The organism is Pseudomonas sp. R15(2017), from assembly GCF_002112685.1.
Taxonomy (GTDB): domain Bacteria; phylum Pseudomonadota; class Gammaproteobacteria; order Pseudomonadales; family Pseudomonadaceae; genus Aquipseudomonas; species Aquipseudomonas glycinae.
The window spans coordinates 135,195-153,210 of sequence record NZ_NEII01000014.1 but is presented as its reverse complement, the minus strand read 5'-3'; the positions used below and the strand labels follow the sequence as shown (position 1 = coordinate 153,210).

At 61.5% G+C, this 18,016-nt stretch carries 17 protein-coding genes and 2 pseudogenes; 10 read left to right on the top strand and 9 right to left on the bottom strand.

Annotated elements, in window-relative coordinates; translation table 11 throughout:
- Positions 1–84: 84 nt before the first annotated feature.
- The 6 genes and pseudogenes from CAF77_RS25430 (at position 85) to CAF77_RS25400 (ending at position 6,497) form a co-directional block, all read left to right on the top strand.
- Entirely contained in the window at positions 85–999 is a 915-nt protein-coding gene (locus CAF77_RS25430) for a branched-chain amino acid ABC transporter permease (protein ID WP_039766704.1), read from the top strand.
- A 3-nt stretch (positions 1,000–1,002) separates the two neighbouring features.
- Positions 1,003–2,304, top strand: a complete 1,302-nt coding sequence (gene livM, locus CAF77_RS25425; RefSeq protein ID WP_011332207.1) for a high-affinity branched-chain amino acid ABC transporter permease LivM — start codon at positions 1,003–1,005, stop codon at positions 2,302–2,304.
- Positions 2,301–3,173 (top strand): ABC transporter ATP-binding protein, encoded by an 873-nt coding sequence (locus tag CAF77_RS25420; RefSeq protein WP_064379120.1) that lies wholly within the window; start codon positions 2,301–2,303, stop codon positions 3,171–3,173. Before livM ends, CAF77_RS25420 begins: the two co-directional genes overlap by 4 nt.
- A complete protein-coding gene (locus tag CAF77_RS25415; protein WP_011332208.1) occupies positions 3,170–3,886 on the top strand; it encodes an ABC transporter ATP-binding protein in 717 nt (238 codons plus the stop codon). The genes CAF77_RS25420 and CAF77_RS25415 overlap by 4 nt, the downstream gene beginning before the upstream one ends.
- Positions 3,887–4,625: 739 nt before the next feature.
- Positions 4,626–5,390: an SDR family oxidoreductase gene (locus tag CAF77_RS25405; protein ID WP_064379121.1), complete on the top strand. Its 765-nt coding sequence runs from the start codon at positions 4,626–4,628 to the stop codon at positions 5,388–5,390.
- 200 nt (positions 5,391–5,590) lie between these two features.
- Positions 5,591–6,497 (top strand): annotated as a pseudogene (locus tag CAF77_RS25400) (cation diffusion facilitator family transporter).
- A 30-nt stretch (positions 6,498–6,527) separates the two neighbouring features.
- Here the strand turns inward: CAF77_RS25400 and CAF77_RS25395 are convergent.
- The 7 genes from CAF77_RS25395 to CAF77_RS25365 form a co-directional block, all read right to left on the bottom strand.
- Complete coding sequence (locus tag CAF77_RS25395; protein WP_064379123.1) at positions 6,528–7,661, bottom strand: AGE family epimerase/isomerase; 1,134 nt, start codon at positions 7,659–7,661, stop codon at positions 6,528–6,530.
- 100 nt (positions 7,662–7,761) lie between these two features.
- On the bottom strand, positions 7,762–8,334 hold the full coding sequence (locus CAF77_RS25390; RefSeq protein WP_064379124.1) for a HupE/UreJ family protein: 573 nt from the start codon (positions 8,332–8,334) through the stop codon (positions 7,762–7,764).
- Between the two features lie 27 nt (positions 8,335–8,361).
- Entirely contained in the window at positions 8,362–8,976 is a 615-nt protein-coding gene (ureG, locus tag CAF77_RS25385) for an urease accessory protein UreG (RefSeq protein WP_008001031.1), read from the bottom strand.
- A 22-nt stretch (positions 8,977–8,998) separates the two neighbouring features.
- Entirely contained in the window at positions 8,999–9,673 is a 675-nt protein-coding gene (locus tag CAF77_RS25380; RefSeq protein WP_064379125.1) for an urease accessory protein UreF, read from the bottom strand.
- Positions 9,670–10,170 carry an urease accessory protein UreE gene (gene ureE, locus CAF77_RS25375; protein ID WP_064379126.1) on the bottom strand — a complete coding sequence of 167 codons (501 nt, stop codon included), beginning with the start codon at positions 10,168–10,170 and terminating at the stop codon, positions 9,670–9,672. The genes CAF77_RS25380 and ureE overlap by 4 nt, the downstream gene beginning before the upstream one ends.
- 276 nt (positions 10,171–10,446) lie before the next feature.
- The gene (locus CAF77_RS25370) at positions 10,447–11,079 is read right to left on the bottom strand and encodes a TetR family transcriptional regulator (protein ID WP_007950628.1); all 633 of its coding nucleotides are present in this window, start codon (positions 11,077–11,079) and stop codon (positions 10,447–10,449) included.
- A gap of 174 nt (positions 11,080–11,253) precedes the next feature.
- Entirely contained in the window at positions 11,254–11,718 is a 465-nt protein-coding gene (locus CAF77_RS25365; protein WP_064379127.1) for a hypothetical protein, read from the bottom strand.
- A gap of 380 nt (positions 11,719–12,098) precedes the next feature.
- On the opposite strand from CAF77_RS25365, the gene CAF77_RS25360 reads away from it, so the two are divergent.
- On the top strand, positions 12,099–14,174 hold the full coding sequence (locus tag CAF77_RS25360) for an AsmA family protein (RefSeq protein WP_085655591.1): 2,076 nt from the start codon (positions 12,099–12,101) through the stop codon (positions 14,172–14,174).
- Positions 14,175–14,328: 154 nt separating this feature from the next.
- Here CAF77_RS25360 and CAF77_RS25355 read toward each other — a convergent pair whose 3' ends face one another.
- Positions 14,329–14,859 carry a bacterioferritin gene (locus CAF77_RS25355; protein ID WP_064379129.1) on the bottom strand — a complete coding sequence of 177 codons (531 nt, stop codon included), beginning with the start codon at positions 14,857–14,859 and terminating at the stop codon, positions 14,329–14,331.
- A gap of 31 nt (positions 14,860–14,890) precedes the next feature.
- Positions 14,891–15,860 (bottom strand): annotated as a pseudogene (locus CAF77_RS25350) (LysR substrate-binding domain-containing protein).
- A 119-nt stretch (positions 15,861–15,979) separates the two neighbouring features.
- Here CAF77_RS25350 and CAF77_RS25345 point away from each other — a divergent pair.
- From CAF77_RS25345 to CAF77_RS25335, 3 genes are all read left to right on the top strand, one after another.
- Entirely contained in the window at positions 15,980–16,618 is a 639-nt protein-coding gene (locus tag CAF77_RS25345; protein WP_064379131.1) for an FMN-dependent NADH-azoreductase, read from the top strand.
- Entirely contained in the window at positions 16,619–16,924 is a 306-nt protein-coding gene (locus CAF77_RS25340; RefSeq protein WP_064379132.1) for a multidrug efflux SMR transporter, read from the top strand.
- Between the two features lie 91 nt (positions 16,925–17,015).
- Positions 17,016–17,906 carry a triacylglycerol lipase gene (locus CAF77_RS25335; RefSeq protein WP_064379133.1) on the top strand — a complete coding sequence of 297 codons (891 nt, stop codon included), beginning with the start codon at positions 17,016–17,018 and terminating at the stop codon, positions 17,904–17,906.
- The last annotated feature ends 110 nt before the right edge of the window (positions 17,907–18,016 follow it).

The window sequence follows — 18,016 nt, the reverse complement described above, 5'->3', positions numbered from 1 at the left end:
CATTGCTCCGACGTAAATCTGTATTTTTCCTAGAAGAACCGCGCGCCTCAGGGTGTGCAGGTTCTCACTGCGTGAGATTGCGTTATGGATGGTATTTTCCTGCAGCAACTGGTCAACGGCCTGACCCTCGGGTCGGTCTATGGCCTGATCGCCATCGGCTACACAATGGTCTACGGCATCATCGGCATGATCAACTTCGCCCACGGCGAGGTTTACATGATTTCTGCTTACCTGGCGGCAATCAGTCTGGCTCTGCTGGCTTACTTCGGTATTGAATCCTTCCCGCTGCTGATGCTCGGCACCCTGGTATTCACCATCGTGATCACGGCGGTGTATGGCTGGGTCATCGAGCGAGTCGCTTACAAGCCCCTGCGCAACTCCACCCGACTGGCACCGTTGATCAGCGCCATCGGCATCTCCCTGATTCTGCAAAACTACGCACAGATCGCCCAAGGCGCCAAACAACAGGGCGTACCCACGCTGCTGACCGGTGCATGGCGTGTCGAAGTCGGTACCGGCTTCGTGCAGCTGACCTACACCAAAGTCTTCATCCTGGTGGCCGCATTCGTCGGCATGGGCCTGCTGACCTATGTCATCAAGTACACCAAGCTCGGGCGCATGTGCCGTGCGACCCAGCAAGACCGCAAAATGGCTTCGATCCTCGGCATCAACACCGACCGGGTGATTTCCTATGTGTTCATCATCGGTGCAGCCATGGCGGCGTTGGCCGGCGTGCTGATCACCATGAACTACGGCACCTTTGACTTCTATGCCGGCTTCATCATCGGCATCAAGGCATTTACTGCGGCGGTACTGGGCGGGATCGGTTCGCTGCCTGGCGCCATGCTCGGCGGGATCATCCTCGGGATCTCCGAGTCGCTGTTCTCGGGCCTGGTCAACTCCGACTACAAAGACGTGTTCAGCTTCTCGCTGCTCGTACTTGTTCTGGTCTTCCGGCCTCAGGGCCTGCTGGGCCGTCCTCTTGTGTCGAAGGTGTAAGCGATGTCTTCAACCACTACAAAATCCATTGATGTCAAAAAAAGCCTGGTTGAGGCGATTCTCGCCGGACTGATCGCCCTGATCGTGTTCGGGCCGATTGTCGGCGTGGTACTCGACGGCTACAGCTTCAACCTTGAACCGACCCGCGTGGCATGGATCATTGCCATCGTCATGGCCGGCCGGTTTGCCCTCAGCCTGTTCCTGCAAACCCCCAAAGGCCTGCGCATTCTCGACGGATTCGAGAGCACCGGTTCCGGCGTGCATGTGTTGCCCCCGGACTACAAATCGCGCCTGCGCTGGATCATCCCGCTGATGATCGCCATCGCCGTAGCGTTGCCGTTCTTCTCCAACTCCTACCTGCTGGGTGTGGTCATCCTCGGACTGATCTACGTGCTGCTGGGGCTGGGACTGAACATCGTGGTGGGTCTGGCCGGCCTGCTCGACCTGGGTTACGTGGCGTTCTACGCCATCGGTGCCTACGGTCTGGCGCTCGGGTATCAGTACCTCGGGCTGGGCTTCTGGACCGTGCTGCCGCTGGCGGCGATCACCGCCGGCCTTGCCGGTTGCATCCTCGGTTTCCCGGTGCTGCGCCTGCACGGCGACTACCTGGCGATCGTGACCCTGGGCTTCGGTGAGATCATTCGTCTGGTGCTCAACAACTGGCTGTCCCTGACCGGCGGCCCGAATGGCATGCCGGCGCCACTGCCGACCTTCTTCGGTCTGGAATTCGGCAAGCGGGCGAAGGATGGCGGGGTGCCGTTCCACGAGTTCTTCGGCATCGCCTACAACCCGGATGTGAAGTACTACTTCATTTATGCGGTGCTGTTCCTGGTGGTGCTCGCCGTGCTGTACATCAAGCATCGTCTGGTGAAGATGCCGGTCGGCCGCGCCTGGGAAGCCCTGCGTGAAGACGAGATCGCCTGCCGCTCGATGGGCCTCAACCACGTGCTGGTCAAGCTCTCGGCGTTCACCATCGGTGCGTCAACGGCGGGTCTGGCGGGTGTGTTCTTCGCCACCTATCAAGGCTTCGTCAACCCGACCTCGTTCACCTTCTTCGAATCGGCGCTGATCCTCGCCATCGTCGTTCTCGGCGGTATGGGCTCGACCATCGGTGTGGTGATCGCAGCGTTCGTGCTGACCGTCGCCCCGGAACTGCTGCGCGGCTTCGCCGAATACCGCGTGTTGCTGTTCGGCATCCTGATGGTGTTGATGATGATCTGGCGACCTCGCGGGCTGATCCGCATCAGCCGTACCGGGGTCACTCCACGCAAAGGTGCCATTCACTATGAGAGGACTGCGCCATGAGTGAAGTCGTACTCTCTGTTGAAAAACTGATGATGCACTTCGGTGGCATCAAGGCTTTGAGCGATGTCAGCCTGAAGGTCAAGCGCAACTCGATCTTCGCCCTGATCGGCCCCAACGGCGCCGGCAAGACCACGGTGTTCAACTGCCTGACCGGGTTCTACAAGGCCTCCGGCGGCAAGATCGAGCTCAACGTGCGCGGCAAGCAGACCAACGTCATCCAGTTGCTCGGCGAGTCGTTCAAACCGACCGATTTCGTTTCGCCGAAGTCGTTCCTCAGTCGTATGTACTACAAGATGTTCGGCGGCACCCACCTGGTGAACCGCGCAGGCCTGGCCCGGACGTTCCAGAACATTCGCCTGTTCAAGGAAATGTCGGTGCTGGAAAACCTGCTGGTGGCCCAGCACATGTGGGTCAACCGCAACATGCTGGCCGGCATCCTTAACACCAAGGGTTACCGCAAGGCTGAAAGCGACGCGCTGGACTGCGCGTTCTACTGGCTGGAAGTGGTGGATCTGGTGGACTGCGCCAACCGTCTGGCCGGTGAACTGTCCTACGGCCAACAGCGCCGTCTGGAAATCGCCCGGGCCATGTGCACGCGGCCGCAGATCATCTGCCTCGACGAACCGGCCGCCGGCCTCAACCCTCAGGAAACCGAAGCGCTGAGCGCGATGATCCGGCTGCTGCGCGACGAGCACGATCTGACCGTGGTGCTGATCGAACACGACATGGGCATGGTAATGAGCATTTCCGATCACATCGTGGTGCTGGACCACGGCATCGTCATCGCCGAGGGCGGACCGGATGCCATCCGTAACGATCCGAAAGTGATCGCTGCTTATCTGGGCGCCGACGAAGAGGAAGTCGTATGACGCAACCCATCCTCGAACTCAAGGATCTGGACGTGTTCTACGGCCCGATCCAGGCCCTCAAAGGCGTTTCGCTGCAGATCAACGAAGGAGAAACCGTCAGCCTGATCGGCTCCAACGGTGCCGGCAAATCCACCCTGTTGATGTCGATCTTCGGCCAGCCACGGGCGGCGGGCGGGCAGATTCTCTATCAAGGCGTGGACATTACCCACAAGTCATCGCACTACATCGCCTCTAACGGCATCGCGCAGTCGCCGGAAGGGCGGCGGGTGTTCCCCGACATGACCGTCGAGGAAAACCTGCTGATGGGCACCATTCCGATCGGCGACAAGTACGCCAAGGAAGACATGCAGCGCATGTTCGAGCTGTTCCCGCGGCTCGAAGAGCGCCGTAATCAGCGGGCCATGACCATGTCCGGGGGCGAGCAGCAGATGCTCGCCATCGCCCGGGCGCTCATGAGCCGGCCCAAGCTGTTGCTGTTGGACGAACCGAGTCTGGGTCTGGCGCCGATCGTGGTGAAACAGATCTTCGCCACCCTGCGGGAACTGGCGAAAACCGGCATGACCATTTTCCTCGTCGAGCAGAATGCCAACCATGCGTTGAAACTGTCCGACCGGGCGTACGTGATGGTCAACGGCGAGATCCGCCTGACGGGCACCGGCCAGGAACTGCTGGTGAACGAGGAGGTGCGTAACGCTTACCTCGGCGGTCACTGATCGTTTGAAGTTGTCCACAAGCCCCGATGCGTGAGTGCCGGGGCTTTTTTGCTTCTGCTCGGTCACTGAAAACCAGGACTTTCGGGAAATTGTGGAAAACAAAATTCTCAACCTGCCAAAGCGCGACATATAGACGCTGCAAATGGCTGTTTTTCCACAGTTTTGACTTGTCCCCGTTTGCTGTGGAGCTGGCTGTGAATAACGTGGGTGTAGCTGGCTGAAAGCCTTTTAAACCGTGGCTTACAGCGCTGTGGTTGTTTTTTGATCAGTGTGTTTTTGCTGAGGGGAAGGCCTGTTTGTCAACCTTTTTATGGGGGCGCAAAACCGCGCGGATGGCTGTGGTCAATCCTGTGGATAAGTCTGTGATTAAACTCTGGAAAGACTCGGCTAAGGGCCGTAATTGCTGGCCTCGCGCAATCATGGCCATGACCGGCCGGTCGTGCAAAATGCCCTGCCCGGCACAACTGGTTGTTCAGGGTCAAGCAAAAAACTTTGCAAATCGCCCGCAAAGCCTTGTGTGGCGCGGCTTTGCGCTTAACCACTTGCCCCCGGAAACTGTGGAAGGGCTTGTGGATAACGTGCGTGCATATGGCTACAGGCCTCAGCGCGTATGGCCTAGCGGAGATTGATCAATTAATGAACAGGATCCGGTGGTTGCCGGTTAAAGCGGGGCCGGGCATGCTGCCCGCTGATTTTCTATTCCAAGGGCTGCCCCGGCGGCCGAAGCAAGGAGAACACGATGTCCAACACCCTGTTTATCACCGGCGCGACCTCCGGTTTTGGTGAAGCCTGTGCCCGTCGTTTTGCCGAGGCCGGTTGGAAACTGGTGCTGACCGGTCGTCGTGGCGACCGCCTCAACGCACTGTGCGCCGAGCTGTCGAAGCAGACCGAAGTGCATGGTCTGGTGCTGGACGTGCGTGATCGCAAGGCGATGGAAGAGGCGATTGCCAATCTGCCGCCATCGTTCGCCAAACTGCGTGGCCTGATCAACAACGCCGGGCTGGCGCTGGGCGTTGACCCTGCACCGAAGTGCGACCTCGACGATTGGGACACCATGGTCGACACCAACGTCAAAGGCCTGATGTATAGCACTCGCCTGTTGCTGCCGCGCCTGATCGCCCACGGTCGCGGCGCCGGTATCATCAACCTCGGTTCCATCGCCGGTAACTATCCGTACCCGGGCAGCCACGTTTACGGCGCGACCAAGGCGTTCGTCAAACAGTTCTCGCTGAACCTGCGCTGCGACCTGCAGGGAACTGGCGTGCGCGTCAGCAACATCGAGCCGGGCCTGTGCGAGAGCGAGTTCTCGCTGGTGCGTTTCGCCGGCGATCAGGCGCGTTACGACGCGACTTACGCCGGTGCCGAGCCGATCCAGCCGCAGGACATCGCCGAGACCATCTTCTGGGTGCTGAACGCGCCGGCGCACATCAACATCAACAGCCTGGAGCTGATGCCGGTGAGCCAGACCTGGGCCGGTTTTGCCATCGAGCGCAACAAGGTCTGACACCGCGTAACGGCTAATCGCTGGCAAGCCAGCTCCCACAGGTATCGAGGCGGTCCCAAGATTTCGGTCCACCGATAAACCTGTGGGAGCGGGCTTGCCCGCGATGGGGCCGTAACAGGCAAAATCCCCGCATGGGGTAGACTCACTCCTCAACAACCCCACCGCACCCTGCGGTTTTCAAGGTTTTTCGAGGAGTCAAAGTGAGTAACCGAGGTGAGCAGTCGCTGCTCAAACAATCGACCCTCCTGATGTTTGCCGTGTCGATCGCCGGGATCGCCACCGGTTTTGTTTCGGGTTCCCAGTCCATCCTGTTCGATGGCTTTTTTTCGCTGATCGCCACCTTCATCAAAGTCCTGATGCTGATCACCGCGAAGCTGATCGCCAAGCAAAGCAACCAGCGCTTCCAGTTCGGTTTCTGGCACCTGGAGCCGATGGTGCTGCTGATCGAGGGCAGTTTCCTGCTGCTGATCGCGATCTATGCGTTTCTCAACGGTGTGTTCGGCATCATCAATGGCGGTCGTGAGATCGAACTGGGGCTGGTGATCATCTACGCGGCGGTGTTCACCGTTGTCGAGTTCGCCTACTTCTTCTACGTCCGGCACCGCAATCGCACGCTCAAGTCGAGCCTGATCCAGTTCGACAACATCAGCTGGCTGGTGGACGCGATGCTGTCCGTGGGCCTGTTGATCAGTTTCCTCGCGGCGTTGCTGCTCAAGTCCCAGGGCTATGGCGAGTGGGCGAAGTTCGTCGATCCGCTGATTCTCATCGTGCTGGCCCTGACCATGCTGCCACCGGCGTTCAAAATCCTCGGCCCGGCGCTGCAGGACGTGCTCGGCATTGCGCCGGACACGCTGGATGAGCAAGTGCGCGAGGTAATGGAGGCTGCGAAGGTCGAGCATGGTTTCGACGACTACGTGTCCTATGTGCAGAAGCACGGGCGGGCGCGGTTCATTGAGATTCATGTGGTGTTGCCGGCGAACTACCGGCTTCCAGAGCGTCGGTCAGCTGGATGTGCTGCGTGAGGAGATTTCCGCGAAGCTGGGCAAACCGGACGCGGCGCGCTGGCTGACCATCAGCTTCACCGGCGACAGGAAGTGGATTGCCTGACTTGTGCGAGCGCGCGGGCTCGCCACGACGTCAGCTCAGATAGTCGGCGAGGCCGCGATAGCAGGTCGCCAAGTGATACGGCGTGGTCGACGGCATGTCCTTGCGGCTGACCTCGCCCTGATCGTCACGGCACTCGTGCCAGCCGCCGGCATGCAGGAAGCGCTGCTGCAGCGCCTGCAACTGGCGCAACACCGCGCTTTCACTGCCCGGACGCAAGGTCAGGGCACGCAGGTATTCGGCCTGGGCCCAGATGCGCTGGGTTGAATCCTTCGGGCGTCCGTCCATATCCAGATCGAGCATGGCCCGCACTGCACCGGACGGTTGCATCACGCCGTACTGCTCGGTGAACGCGAAGGCCCAGTCCAGGGCGGCATGCAGTTTCGAACCGCGGAGCAGAGGCGAGGATTCCAGCAGAAAATACCACTCGAACTGGTGGCCCGGCTCATACCAGTTATCCACAGCCCCCAGCGGTTTCTCCATCAGCACACCGGCCTGAGGATCGACGAAGCGCTTGTGCATGGCTGTGCATAACTCGCTCAGCGCTTGCTTGACCTGTGCATCTTCGCGCACCGCCAGAGTGGCCAGGAACGCTTCGGCCAGGTGCATCAGCGGGTTTTGCAGCGGGCCGGTTTGCAGGGTGATCCAGTCGCGGTCGAGGCAGGCTTCGTAGAGGCCGTCGCCAGTGGCGAAACGCCGGCCGATGACTTCCAGCGCGGCGTTCAGGGTCGATTCGACCAGGGGCTCGCGGGATTTTTCCCAGTAGTGGGCGCAGGCAAACAGGATGAAGGCGTGGGTGTAGAGGTCTTTGCGCTGATCCAGCGGTTTGCCCTGTGGATCTATGCTGTAGAACCAGCCGCCGTGCTCGGCATCGTGGAAGTGCCGTTGCAGGGAGCGGAACAACGCAGCCGCGCGAACTTCGGCGTTATCCACAACCCCGATCAGGCTGGAAAACAGGTACAGCTGCCGTGCGCAGGCCATCGCCCGGTAGCGCTGCGGTGGCAGCGGCTGATGCGCGGCGTCCAGCGCCTCATAAGGCAACGCCATGTCGGCGTTCCAGCCCGGTCCTTGCCAGAGGGGCACGATCACGTTCAGAAAGTGCTGTTGCACTTCGCCGAACAGGGCGGTCAGTTCAGGCAGGGAGGTGGAGCGGGAAGCGTGGGGCATGGGCGGACGTCGTCACGGCAGGGGCGATTGCGCGACATGGTAGCAGAGAGTGGCGATCGATCGTTCCCGCGCCATGCGCGGGAACGATCAGAGGTGCAGTTCAGCCGGCCAACAACCACGCGCCCGTCACCGCCGAAGCCGCTCCGGCCAGTCGCACCAGCGGCGCGGCCGCCTGAGGCAGAAAACGAACCACCGCATAACCCGCCGCATGCAGCGCAGCCGTTGCGACCACGAAACCGGCGGCATACGCCCATGGACTCGACATGTCCGGCAGCTCCAGGCCATGGGCCACGCCATGGAACAGCGCAAACAGCGCCGTCGCCGCCACCGCCATCACCAGTGGCGGACGCACCGCCAGTGCCACCGCCAGGCCCAGCGCCAGCACCGAGGCGGCAATCCCGCTTTCCAGCGCCGGCAGCTCCAGCCCTTCAAAGCCGAGCAAACCGCCGATCAGCATGGTGCCGACAAAGGTGCACGGCAGCGCCCAGCGCGCGGCGCCTTGCTGCTGCGCGGCCCACAGACCGACGGCCACCATCGCCAGCAAATGGTCGAGGCCACCGATCGGGTGGCTGATGCCGGCCACCAGGCCAGAGTCGCCGTGGCCGGGGTGAGCGAAGGCCAGGGCCGGGGTCAGCAGCAGCGCGACGGCGCCGAGAATGCGTTTGAGTGTCATGGATAAGCTTCCTTGTTGATCAGTGAATCAGGCTGCAGTCAGCAGACCCTGACGTTCGATGAAGGCGATGATTTCTTCCAGGCCCTGCCCGGTTTTCTGGTTGCTGAACACGAACGGCTTGCCGTTGCGCATACGCTGGGTGTCGCTGTTCATCATCTCCAGCGAGGCGCCGACCAGCGGCGCGAGGTCGATCTTGTTGATCACCAGCAGGTCGGATTTGCAAATGCCGGGCCCGCCCTTGCGTGGGAGTTTGTCGCCGGCCGACACGTCGATCACGTAGATGGTCAGGTCGGACAGTTCCGGGCTGAAGGTCGCGGACAGGTTGTCGCCGCCGGACTCCACCAGAATCAGGTCCAGCCCCGGAAAACGCCGGTTCAGCTGATCCACTGCTTCAAGGTTGATCGAGGCGTCTTCGCGGATCGCCGTGTGCGGGCAGCCACCGGTTTCCACGCCGATGATGCGTTCCGGTGCCAGGGCTTCGTTGCGCACCAGAAAGTCGGCGTCCTCGCGGGTGTAGATGTCGTTGGTCACCACGGCCAGGTTGTAGCGTTCGCGCAGGGCCAGGCACAGGGCCAGGGTCAACGCGGTCTTGCCGGAACCGACCGGGCCGCCGATGCCGACGCGCAGGGGTTGTGTGTTCATGTGATTCTCCTGATAAAAGGCCCTAGGAACGGAACAGGCGGCTGTACTGACGCTCATGGGCCATGCACGCCAGGGACAGACCGAACGCGGCGCTGCCGAGGTGTTCGGGATTGATTCGGGTGGCGTCCTGCTGGGCCTGTTGCAGCAGCGGCAGCAGTTCGCTGGTCAGGCGCTGAGCGGCTTGCTGGCCCAGCGGCAGGGTTTTCATCAGCACCGCGAGCTGGTTTTCCAGCCAGCTCCACAGCCACGCGGCGAGGGCGTCCTGCGGGCTGATCTGCCAGGCGCGCCCGGCCAGAGCCCAGCACAGGGCCAGGTGCGGCTCGGCGCAGTGTTCGAGAAAGTCCCGCGCGGCCTGATCGAGCTCGGGCAAGCCGTTGAGCAGTTGCTGCAACGAATAGCCCATCTGCCGGCTCTCCAGATGCAGCTCGCGGGTTTCGCGGCTGGCGCGGTGGTTTTCGCAGAGCTTGCGCAATTCATCCCAGTGTTCGTCCGCGGCGGCCTGGCAATGGGCGAGCAGCAGCGGCGCTTCAAACCGCGCAAGATTGAGCAGCAATTGATCGCTGATCCAGCGGCGGGCGCTGTCCGGGCTGTCGACGCGGCCGTTATCCACAGCCATTTCCAGACCTTGGGAGTAGCTGTAGCCGCCAATCGGCAGTTGCGGACTGGCCAGACGCAGCAGCGCCCAGGCCGGGTTCACAAACGGACGCCGAACTGATGGAGTTTCGGCGCGTAGTTGAAGTCTTCGTCACCGTGCCGCGAATGATGATGGCCGCCACCGTAGGCGCCGTGTTCCGGCTGGAACGGGGCTTCGATCGATTCGACCTGCGCGCCGAGTTGTTCAAGCATCGCCTTGAGCACGTAATCGTCGAGCAGCCGCAGCCAGCCGTCACCGACTTGCAGCGCCACATGGCGATTGCCCAGGTGATAGGCGGCGCGGGTCAGTTCAAAGGTGTTGGCGCAGGTGACGTGCAGCAATTGCTCGGGGCGGGCACAGACCCGGACGATCCGGCCATCTTCGGCTTGCAGGCACTCACCGTCATACAGCGGCGGCTGACCGCGCTCCAGAAACAGTCCGACATCCTCGCCTTCGGCACTGAAACAGCGCAGGCGGCTTTTGCTCCTGGCTTCGAAGGTCAGGTGCAACTCGGCGGCCCAGACGGGTTGGGGGTCGATTCTGCGATGAATCACCAGCATCGGAAAGCTTCCAGCAGTGGACAATGCTCAGGCTAGAGCAAGGGGCTTGCCAATCGGACAAGACGTAGGAAATCCCTGTCGGAGACTAGTGGATGTTTCAAGATGTTGCAGGATTGTGGGGTGTTTTGGTGCATGAAGTTTTTTACATGCACCAAACAGGAGCCAGTGTGGGAGCGAGCTTGCTCGCGATGGCGTCCGCCCAGTCATATAGAGTTGACTGACACACCGCTATCGCGAGCAAGCTCGCTCCCACGGGGGATTGGGGCTGGAGAGGAATTATTCGGTACTGCCGAGCCCTTGCCAGTGCTTCAACCCGATAAAGATGAAGCGCAGTTGCTGGGTGATTTTCGCCTGGGGCGTCAGATGCTCGGGCAGGGCTTCGGCGGGCGGGTCGATGATGTCCGGCAGGGTGGCGAACACCGATTTGACGATCAGGTCGGCCATCACGCTCAGACCCTCGCGATTGAGGTGCTGGAGCTTGGGCATCAGGGCCAGGTCCGCCGCCAGGTCGGAGCTGATGTCCTCACGCAAGCGGCCAATGGCCTGACGCACCGGCAACGATCCGCCGTACTGCTCGCGGGCCAGAAACAGGAATTGCGAACGGTTGGCGCTGACCACGTCGAGAAAAATCCGCACCGACGCATCAATGATGCCGCCCATGACGAATTCGTTGTGGCGCACCAGGCGGATGGTTTCGCGGAAGGTCTGGCCGACTTCGCTGACCAGCACCAGGCCGAGTTCGTCCATGTCGGCGAAATGCCGGTAGAAACCGGTGGGCACGATGCCGGCGGTTTTCGTCACTTCACGCAGGCTCAGGCTGCCGAATCCTCGGCCGCTTTCCATCAAGTGGCGGGCAGCGTCCATCAGGGCGTTGCGGGTCTGTTGTTTCTGTTCGGCGCGGGGCAGCATCGCAAGGGTGTGTTCTTAGGCAAGACAAGCGCCGCACTCTAGCAAATCGGCTTTGTCGGCGTCGAACGGCAGCGGGGGAGATGGAGCAGGGAAATCGCGACTTCTTTATACCGGCTTATGAAAAGTCAAAAGCCCAATCCGGGGATTGGGCTTTTTTTCCAGGCCGCCATGGGCTTAGCTCAAAGCGCTGTTGCGTTCGATTACACGGTCACCACCACCTTCGGCCAGGGTTTGACCTTGTGGGGTGCGGTCGCCGCCGTCAGAAGCCAGAGTCTGGCCTTGTGGGGTACGGTCGCCGCCGTCAGATGCCAGGGTTTGGCCCTGTGGGGTGCGATCCGAACCGTCTTGAACCAGACCTTTCTCTTCCAGACGATCACGGCCGCCTTCAGCTACGGTTTGACCTTGTGGGGTTTTGTCATAGCCATCTTGAACCAGGCCTTTTTCTTCCAGGCGGTTACGACCGTTTTCAGCCAGGGTCTGGCCTTGTGGAGTGCGGTCCGAGCCATCAGCGGCAACAGTCTGGCTGAACACCGAGTGGCTGGTTTTGACTTGCGGAGTCGCTTGATCAGCAGCTGGCAGGGCGAAAGCGGTGCTGGCCAGCATCGAGAGGGTAAGACTGAACAGAAGTTGGCGTTTCATGATGGGTTGCTCCTTGGGAGGGCGATAAAGTGGGTACGAGGGCAATGCTACTCTCGATAAGTCGATATAAAAGTTCATAAACACAATGGTAATAATCAACAGAATTGATTGTTCGCTCGGGAGGCTCTAGCTCGGGCGTTTCAGGCGGGCGGTTTTGCACTGGAGTGGGTATTTTCCACCCACTTGCGCTCCGCAAATGTGCGGGCCCGGTAACGCCAACTCGACCGATCGGTCAGAATGGCGACCGTTTTTCCCCTCGACGGGGCTTTGGATTAAACCTGCGGACTGTTTGTCAGTCACAGATTTCATGAGGGCCATCATGGCCTGCCGTTTCAGCTGCGTCGTGCCAATGGATGCAGTCGTCTTCAGGAGCTTTGTGCATGACGCGCACCCGTAAAATCTTCGCCTGGACCTTCGCCACCCTTGTGCTGCTTCTGGCAGTGCTGGTGCTGATCATCGTGTTCTTCGACTGGAACCGGATTAAACCGCCGCTCAACGCCAAAGTCTCGGAAGAGTTGCATCGACCGTTCGCCATCAACGGCAACCTGTCGGTGGTCTGGCGGCGTGAACTCGACGAGGGCGGCTGGCGCGCGTGGGTGCCGTGGCCGCACGTGGTGGCCGAAGACCTGACGCTGGGCAACCCCGACTGGTCGAAGCAGCCGCAGATGGTCACCCTCAAACGGGTCGAGCTGCGCATTTCGCCACTGGCCTTGCTGGCGCAACGGGTGACAATCCCGCGTATCGACCTGACCGAACCCAACGCGCAATTGCAGCGTTTGGCCGATGGCCGCGCCAACTGGACCTTCAAGTTCGATCCCGAGGACCCGAACGCCGAGCCCTCGAACTGGGTGGTCGACATCGGTGCCATCGGCTTCGACAAGGGCCACGTCACTCTGGATGACCAGACCCTCAAGACCAACCTCGATCTGCTGATCGATCCGCTGGGCAAGCCGATTCCGTTCAGCGACATCGTCGGCGACAAAGCCGCAAAAACCGCGCAGGACAAGGGCGGCGCACCGCAGGATTACGCCTTCGGCCTGAAAGTCACCGGCCAATACCACGGCCAGAAACTCGCCGGCCAGGGCAAGATCGGCGGCCTGCTGGCGCTGCAGGACGCGAGCAAACCGTTCCCGTTGCAGGCCCAGGCGAAGATCGGCGATACCAGCGTCGAACTCGCCGGCACCCTGACCGATCCGCTGAATCTTGGTGCGCTCGATCTGCGCCTGAAACTGGCGGGTGCCAGCCTTGGCAACCTGTATCCGCTGACCGGCGTGACCCTGCCGGACACCCCGCCGTACGCCACCGACGGTCACTTGATCGCCAAGCTGCATGAGCCGGGCGGCGCGCAGTTCCGCTACGACCAGTTCAACGGCAAGATCGGCAGCAGCGACATCCATGGCGATCTGGCTTACGTCGCCAGCCAGCCTCGGCCCAAGCTGAGTGGCGCGCTGCTGTCCAATCAACTGTTGTTTGCCGACCTCGCGCCGCTGATCGGTGCCGACTCCAATGCCAAGCAAAAGGCCCGTGGCGGCGAAAGCAAACAGCCGGCAGACAAAGTGCTGCCGGTGGAAGAGTTCAAGATCGAGCGCTGGCGCGACATGGACGCCGACGTCGAATTCACCGGCAAGCGCATCGTCCACAGCGAAGAACTGCCGTTCACCGACCTCTATACCCACCTGAAACTCAACGACGGCGAACTGAGTCTGGAGCCACTGCGCTTCGGTGTGGCCGGCGGCAATCTCGACGCGCAGATTCGCCTCAACGGTCGTACCGAGCCGCTGGAAGGTCGAGCGAAACTGACCGCGCGCAAGTTCAAGCTCAAACAGCTGTTCCCGACCTTCGAACCGATGAAGACCAGTTTCGGCGAGCTCAACGGCGATGCCGACATCGCCGGTCGCGGCAACTCGGTAGCCAAGCTGCTGGGCGGCGCCAACGGCAACCTGAAGATGCTGATCAACGACGGCGCCATCAGTCGTGAGTTGATGGAGCTGGCCGGGCTCAACGTCGGTAACTACGTGGTCGGCAAGATCTTTGGCGACAAGGAAGTGAAGATCAATTGCGCGGCGGCGGACTTCGATATCAAGACCGGTCTGGCGACGACAAGACTGTTTGTGTTCGATACCGAGAACGCAATCATCTACATCGACGGCACAGCGAACATGGCCACCGAGCAACTGGACCTGACGGTGACGCCGGAATCCAAGGGCTGGCGCCTGATTTCCCTGCGCTCTCCGTTGTATGTACGGGGCAAGTTCATCAAGCCGGATGCGGGGGTGAAAGCGGTGCCGTTGATGTTGCGCGGGGCGGGGATGGTGGCGCTGGGCGTGATCGCTGCGCCGGCGGCGGGGCTGCTGGCGCTGGTGGCGCCGAGTGGTGGCGAGCCGAATCAGTGCGCGCCGTTGCTGGAGCAGATGAAGGCGGGCAAGGCGCCAGCGACTGTCAAACCGACCAAGTAATCGCAGCAACCCGATCGTTCCCACGTCGAGGCGTCGAACCGTCTGCGTGGGAACGCCGCCATGGACGCTCTGCGTCTGCTCTTGGGACGCGGAGCGTCCCGGGATGCATTCCCACGCAGAGCGTGGGAACGATCGGTCAGCGGGGGAGCGGGGATTAGAGGTCTTTCAGGATGTCCGCCATGTCATCGGCATGCTCTTCTTCCTGAGCCAGGATGTCTTCGAAGATCCGGCGCGTGGTCGGGTCCTTTTCACCGATGTACTGGATGATCTCGCGGTAGCTGTCGATGGCGATCCGCTCGGCCACCAGGTCTTCGTAGACCATTTCCTTCAAGGTGTTGCCGGCCACGTATTGCGCGTGGGACATCTTCGACAGCAAGTCCGGGTTGAACTCGGGCTCGCCGCCCAGTTGCACAATGCGTTCGGCGAGACGGTCGGCGTGTTCGGCTTCCTGAGTGGCGTGCTCGAGGAACTCGTCGGCGGCGACGTTGGCTTTCAGGCCGTTGGCCATGAAGTAGTGGCGCTTGTAGCGCAAGACGCAGACCAGTTCGGTGGCCAGCGATTCGTTGAGCAGGCGCAGCACTTCTTCACGGTTGGCGCTGTAGCTTTCGGTCACCGCGCCATTTTCCACATGCTGGCGGGCGCGTTCGCGCAGGGTTTGAACATCAGACAAATGCAGGTCACTCATTTCAGTCTCCTGGAGGCTAATCCGATTGGCGTCACGTTCTGCTGACGTGATCGTTACTTGCTTGTGAGTGATGAGAGCTGCAAAAAGTTTTGTCGGATTCAGCGCGGCACATGCCCGGAAAGCTGTGCCTCTTCGCGCAGCCAGGCAAAAAACGCTTTTACCGGCGGATGGCGCTCTCGACCCGGTACGCAAAGTGCGCTGTAACCGGCGCCATCCACCTGCACTTCACTCTTGTAAGGCACCAGCAAACCGCTGGCGACGCTTTGCGACACCAGGATGTTGCTCGCCAGCACCAGCCCCTGTCCGGCGATGGCCGCTTGCAGGGCGTAATGCTCTTCATCGTATTCGCGGACGGCCGGGTGCTGATTCAGCCAGTTCTCGCCCGACTGCGCGCACCAGGCCTCCCAGCCGTGGGCGTAGAGCTTCGAATTGTGCCAATGCACGCTGATCAGCGCCGGGGTACGGCGGGCGGCCAGCGCCACCTGCTCCGGCGAGCCATACACGCCGAACGACTCATCGAACAGGCACAACCCGTAGAGGTTCGGGTAATCGTCGAGGCTGTAGCGCAGCACCAGATCGACGCTGGCGTCCTGATGCAGGTCGATGACTTCGCAATGGGTGTCCAGGCGCACATTGATGTTCGGATGCTTCGCATAAAACCGCCCCAGTCGCGGCACCAGCCACAGCGCGGCGAACGCGGCGGTGGTCGACAGCGTCAGGCTGCTGCCGCTGCGTTGCGGGCGCAGGGTGTCGACGCTTTGCGCCACCTCCAGAAATGCGCCGTGCAGGCTGCGGAACAGCCGCTCGCCACCCTCGGTCAGGCGCACCTGACGCGGCAGGCGTTCGAACAGCGCCACGCCGAGCCAATCCTCCAGCGAGCGGATCTGATGGGAAATCGCCGTTGGCGTCACCGCCAGCTCTTCGGCGGCTGCCTTGAAACTCAGCAGGCGGGAGGCGGATTCGAACGCGCGCAGGGCGGTCAGCGGCAATGAAGCGAACATGGAAACTCCACGGATGAAATCAATTCATCCCGACTGATTTTTGCTCATTTGAGGCGATGAGGTGATGCCTGCAATCTGGCGCCACACCGTCACTCAAGTCTAGTCCCAAGGAGATTCAGATGAGCAAGATTCTTGTGATCCATGCCAGCCCTCGCGGTGAGCGTTCCCATTCGCGGCGTCTGGCAGAAACCTTTCTCAGCGCCTGGCAAGTCCGTCATCCACAGGCTCAGGTTACTCGCCGTGAAGTCGGGCGGGCGCTGATTCCGGCGGTGAATGAAGCGTTTGTCGCGGCGGCGTTTTACCCGGAGCCCGAAGCACGACCGCTGACGATGCAGGCCGATCTGGCGCTCAGCGATCAAATGGTGGGCGAGCTGCTCGATCACGACCTGCTGCTGATTTCCACGCCGATGTACAACTTCAATGTGCCCAGCGGCCTCAAGGCCTGGGTCGATCAGATCGTCCGGTTGGGCCTGACGTTCGACCACACCCTGGACAACGGCATCGCCCAATACACGCCGCTGCTGCACGGCAAAAAAGCGCTGATCGTCACCAGTCGTGGCGGCTTCGGTTTCGGCCCGGGCGGCGAGCTGGAGGCACTGAACCACGCCGATCCATGGCTGCGCACGGCGTTGGGGTTCATCGGCATCAACGACGTCACGGTGGTCGCGGCCGAGGGCGAGGAATCCGCCGAGCGCACCTTCGCGGTGTCGGTGGCCGAGGCCGAGCAGCGCTTGCTCGACCTGGCCCGGGCGTTCTAGGTGGCCTGGCTGTTTCTGCTGATTGCCGCCGGGTTCGAAGTCACCTTCGCCATGGGCATGAAGTACGCCGAGGGCTTCACCCGGCTCTGGCCGTCGCTGATCACCGTGATTGCGGCGGTGGGCGGGGTGTACTTCCTGACCCTGGCGATGCGCGAGTTGCCGGTGAGCATCGCCTATCCGATCTGGACCGCCATCGGCTCGCTCGGCACGGTGTTTCTCGGTTTCGCGCTGCTGGGCGAGAGCCTGACGCTGGTGAAGTTGCTGTCGGTGGGGCTGATTGTGGCGGGGGTGGTGGGGCTGAAGTAGGCTGGTCGTGGAGTTGTCATCATCGAGGCGGATGCTTGGCGGGCGTTTTGCACGCCCTGCATCCACTTACCGACCACAAGGATGTTTGCCCATGTCGCAAGATTCGGCCACACGTTATCCACTGGTGCTGGTGCCGGGAATGCTCGGTTTCATCCGTCTGGTGCTGTACCCGTACTGGTACGGGATCATCAAAGCGTTGCGCCGGGGTGGTGCGACGGTGATTGCGGTGCAGGTGTCGCCGCTCAATTCCACCGAAGTGCGCGGCGAGCAGTTGCTGACGCGCATCGATGAAATCCTCCGCGAGACCGGCGCCGCCAAGGTCAATCTGTTCGGCCATAGCCAGGGCTCGCTGACGGCGCGTTACGCGGCGGCCAAGCGTCCGGATCTGGTGGCCTCGGTAACGTCGGTGGCCGGGCCCAATCACGGTTCGGAATTGGCCGACTATCTGGCGAAACACTATCCGGCGGACAGCGCGAAGGGTCGCATTCTTGAGGCGCTGTTACGCTCTGTCGGCTGGCTGATGGCGCTGCTGGAAACCGGCTACCACGGGCCGAAACTGCCGGTGGATATCCACGCCTCGCATCATTCCCTGACCACCGAAGGCGTGGCGCTGTTCAACCAGCGTTATCCACAGGGCCTGCCGCAAACCTGGGGCGGGCAGGGGCCGGAAGAGGTCAACGGCGTGCGGTATTACTCGTGGTCCGGCACCTTGCAGCCGGGTAAAACAGACCGTGGTGGCAACCTGTTTGACGGCACCAACCGCAGTTGCCGGTTGTTCGCCAAAACCTTCGTGCGCGAGCCGGGGCAGTGCGACGGCATGGTCGGACGCTACAGCTCGCACCTGGGCACGGTCATCGGCGATGACTACCCGATGGATCACTTCGACATCGTCAACCAGTCGCTGGGACTGGTCGGCAAAGGCGCGGACCCGGTGCGGCTGTTTGTCGAGCATGCGGCGCGCCTCAAGGCTGCCGGGGTTTAGCAGGCAGACCACGTTATCGTTCATCGCTGGCAAGCCAGCTCCCACAGTGATTCGGGCGTCCACAAGATGTATGTACGACCCCAGCCCTGTGGGAGCTGGCTTGCCAGCGA

Bases quoted from the DNA above. Each gene is read 5' to 3' on its own strand.
- CAF77_RS25365 (WP_064379127.1), bottom strand. From the start codon at position 11,718: ATGAAACGCCAACTTCTGTTCAGTCTTACCCTCTCGATGCTGGCCAGC.
- CAF77_RS25345 (WP_064379131.1), top strand. From the start codon at position 15,980: ATGAGCAAGATTCTTGTGATCCATGCCAGCCCTCGCGGTGAGCGTTCC.
- ureG (WP_008001031.1), bottom strand. From the start codon at position 8,976: ATGAACACACAACCCCTGCGCGTCGGCATCGGCGGCCCGGTCGGTTCC.
- livM (WP_011332207.1), top strand. From the start codon at position 1,003: ATGTCTTCAACCACTACAAAATCCATTGATGTCAAAAAAAGCCTGGTT.
- CAF77_RS25370 (WP_007950628.1), bottom strand. From the start codon at position 11,079: ATGCTGCCCCGCGCCGAACAGAAACAACAGACCCGCAACGCCCTGATG.
- CAF77_RS25395 (WP_064379123.1), bottom strand. From the start codon at position 7,661: ATGCCCCACGCTTCCCGCTCCACCTCCCTGCCTGAACTGACCGCCCTG.
- CAF77_RS25405 (WP_064379121.1), top strand. From the start codon at position 4,626: ATGTCCAACACCCTGTTTATCACCGGCGCGACCTCCGGTTTTGGTGAA.
- CAF77_RS25335 (WP_064379133.1), top strand. From the start codon at position 17,016: ATGTCGCAAGATTCGGCCACACGTTATCCACTGGTGCTGGTGCCGGGA.
- CAF77_RS25390 (WP_064379124.1), bottom strand. From the start codon at position 8,334: ATGACACTCAAACGCATTCTCGGCGCCGTCGCGCTGCTGCTGACCCCG.
- CAF77_RS25415 (WP_011332208.1), top strand. From the start codon at position 3,170: ATGACGCAACCCATCCTCGAACTCAAGGATCTGGACGTGTTCTACGGC.
- CAF77_RS25430 (WP_039766704.1), top strand. From the start codon at position 85: ATGGATGGTATTTTCCTGCAGCAACTGGTCAACGGCCTGACCCTCGGG.
- CAF77_RS25355 (WP_064379129.1), bottom strand. From the start codon at position 14,859: ATGAGTGACCTGCATTTGTCTGATGTTCAAACCCTGCGCGAACGCGCC.
- CAF77_RS25420 (WP_064379120.1), top strand. From the start codon at position 2,301: ATGAGTGAAGTCGTACTCTCTGTTGAAAAACTGATGATGCACTTCGGT.
- CAF77_RS25360 (WP_085655591.1), top strand. From the start codon at position 12,099: ATGACGCGCACCCGTAAAATCTTCGCCTGGACCTTCGCCACCCTTGTG.
- ureE (WP_064379126.1), bottom strand. From the start codon at position 10,170: ATGCTGGTGATTCATCGCAGAATCGACCCCCAACCCGTCTGGGCCGCC.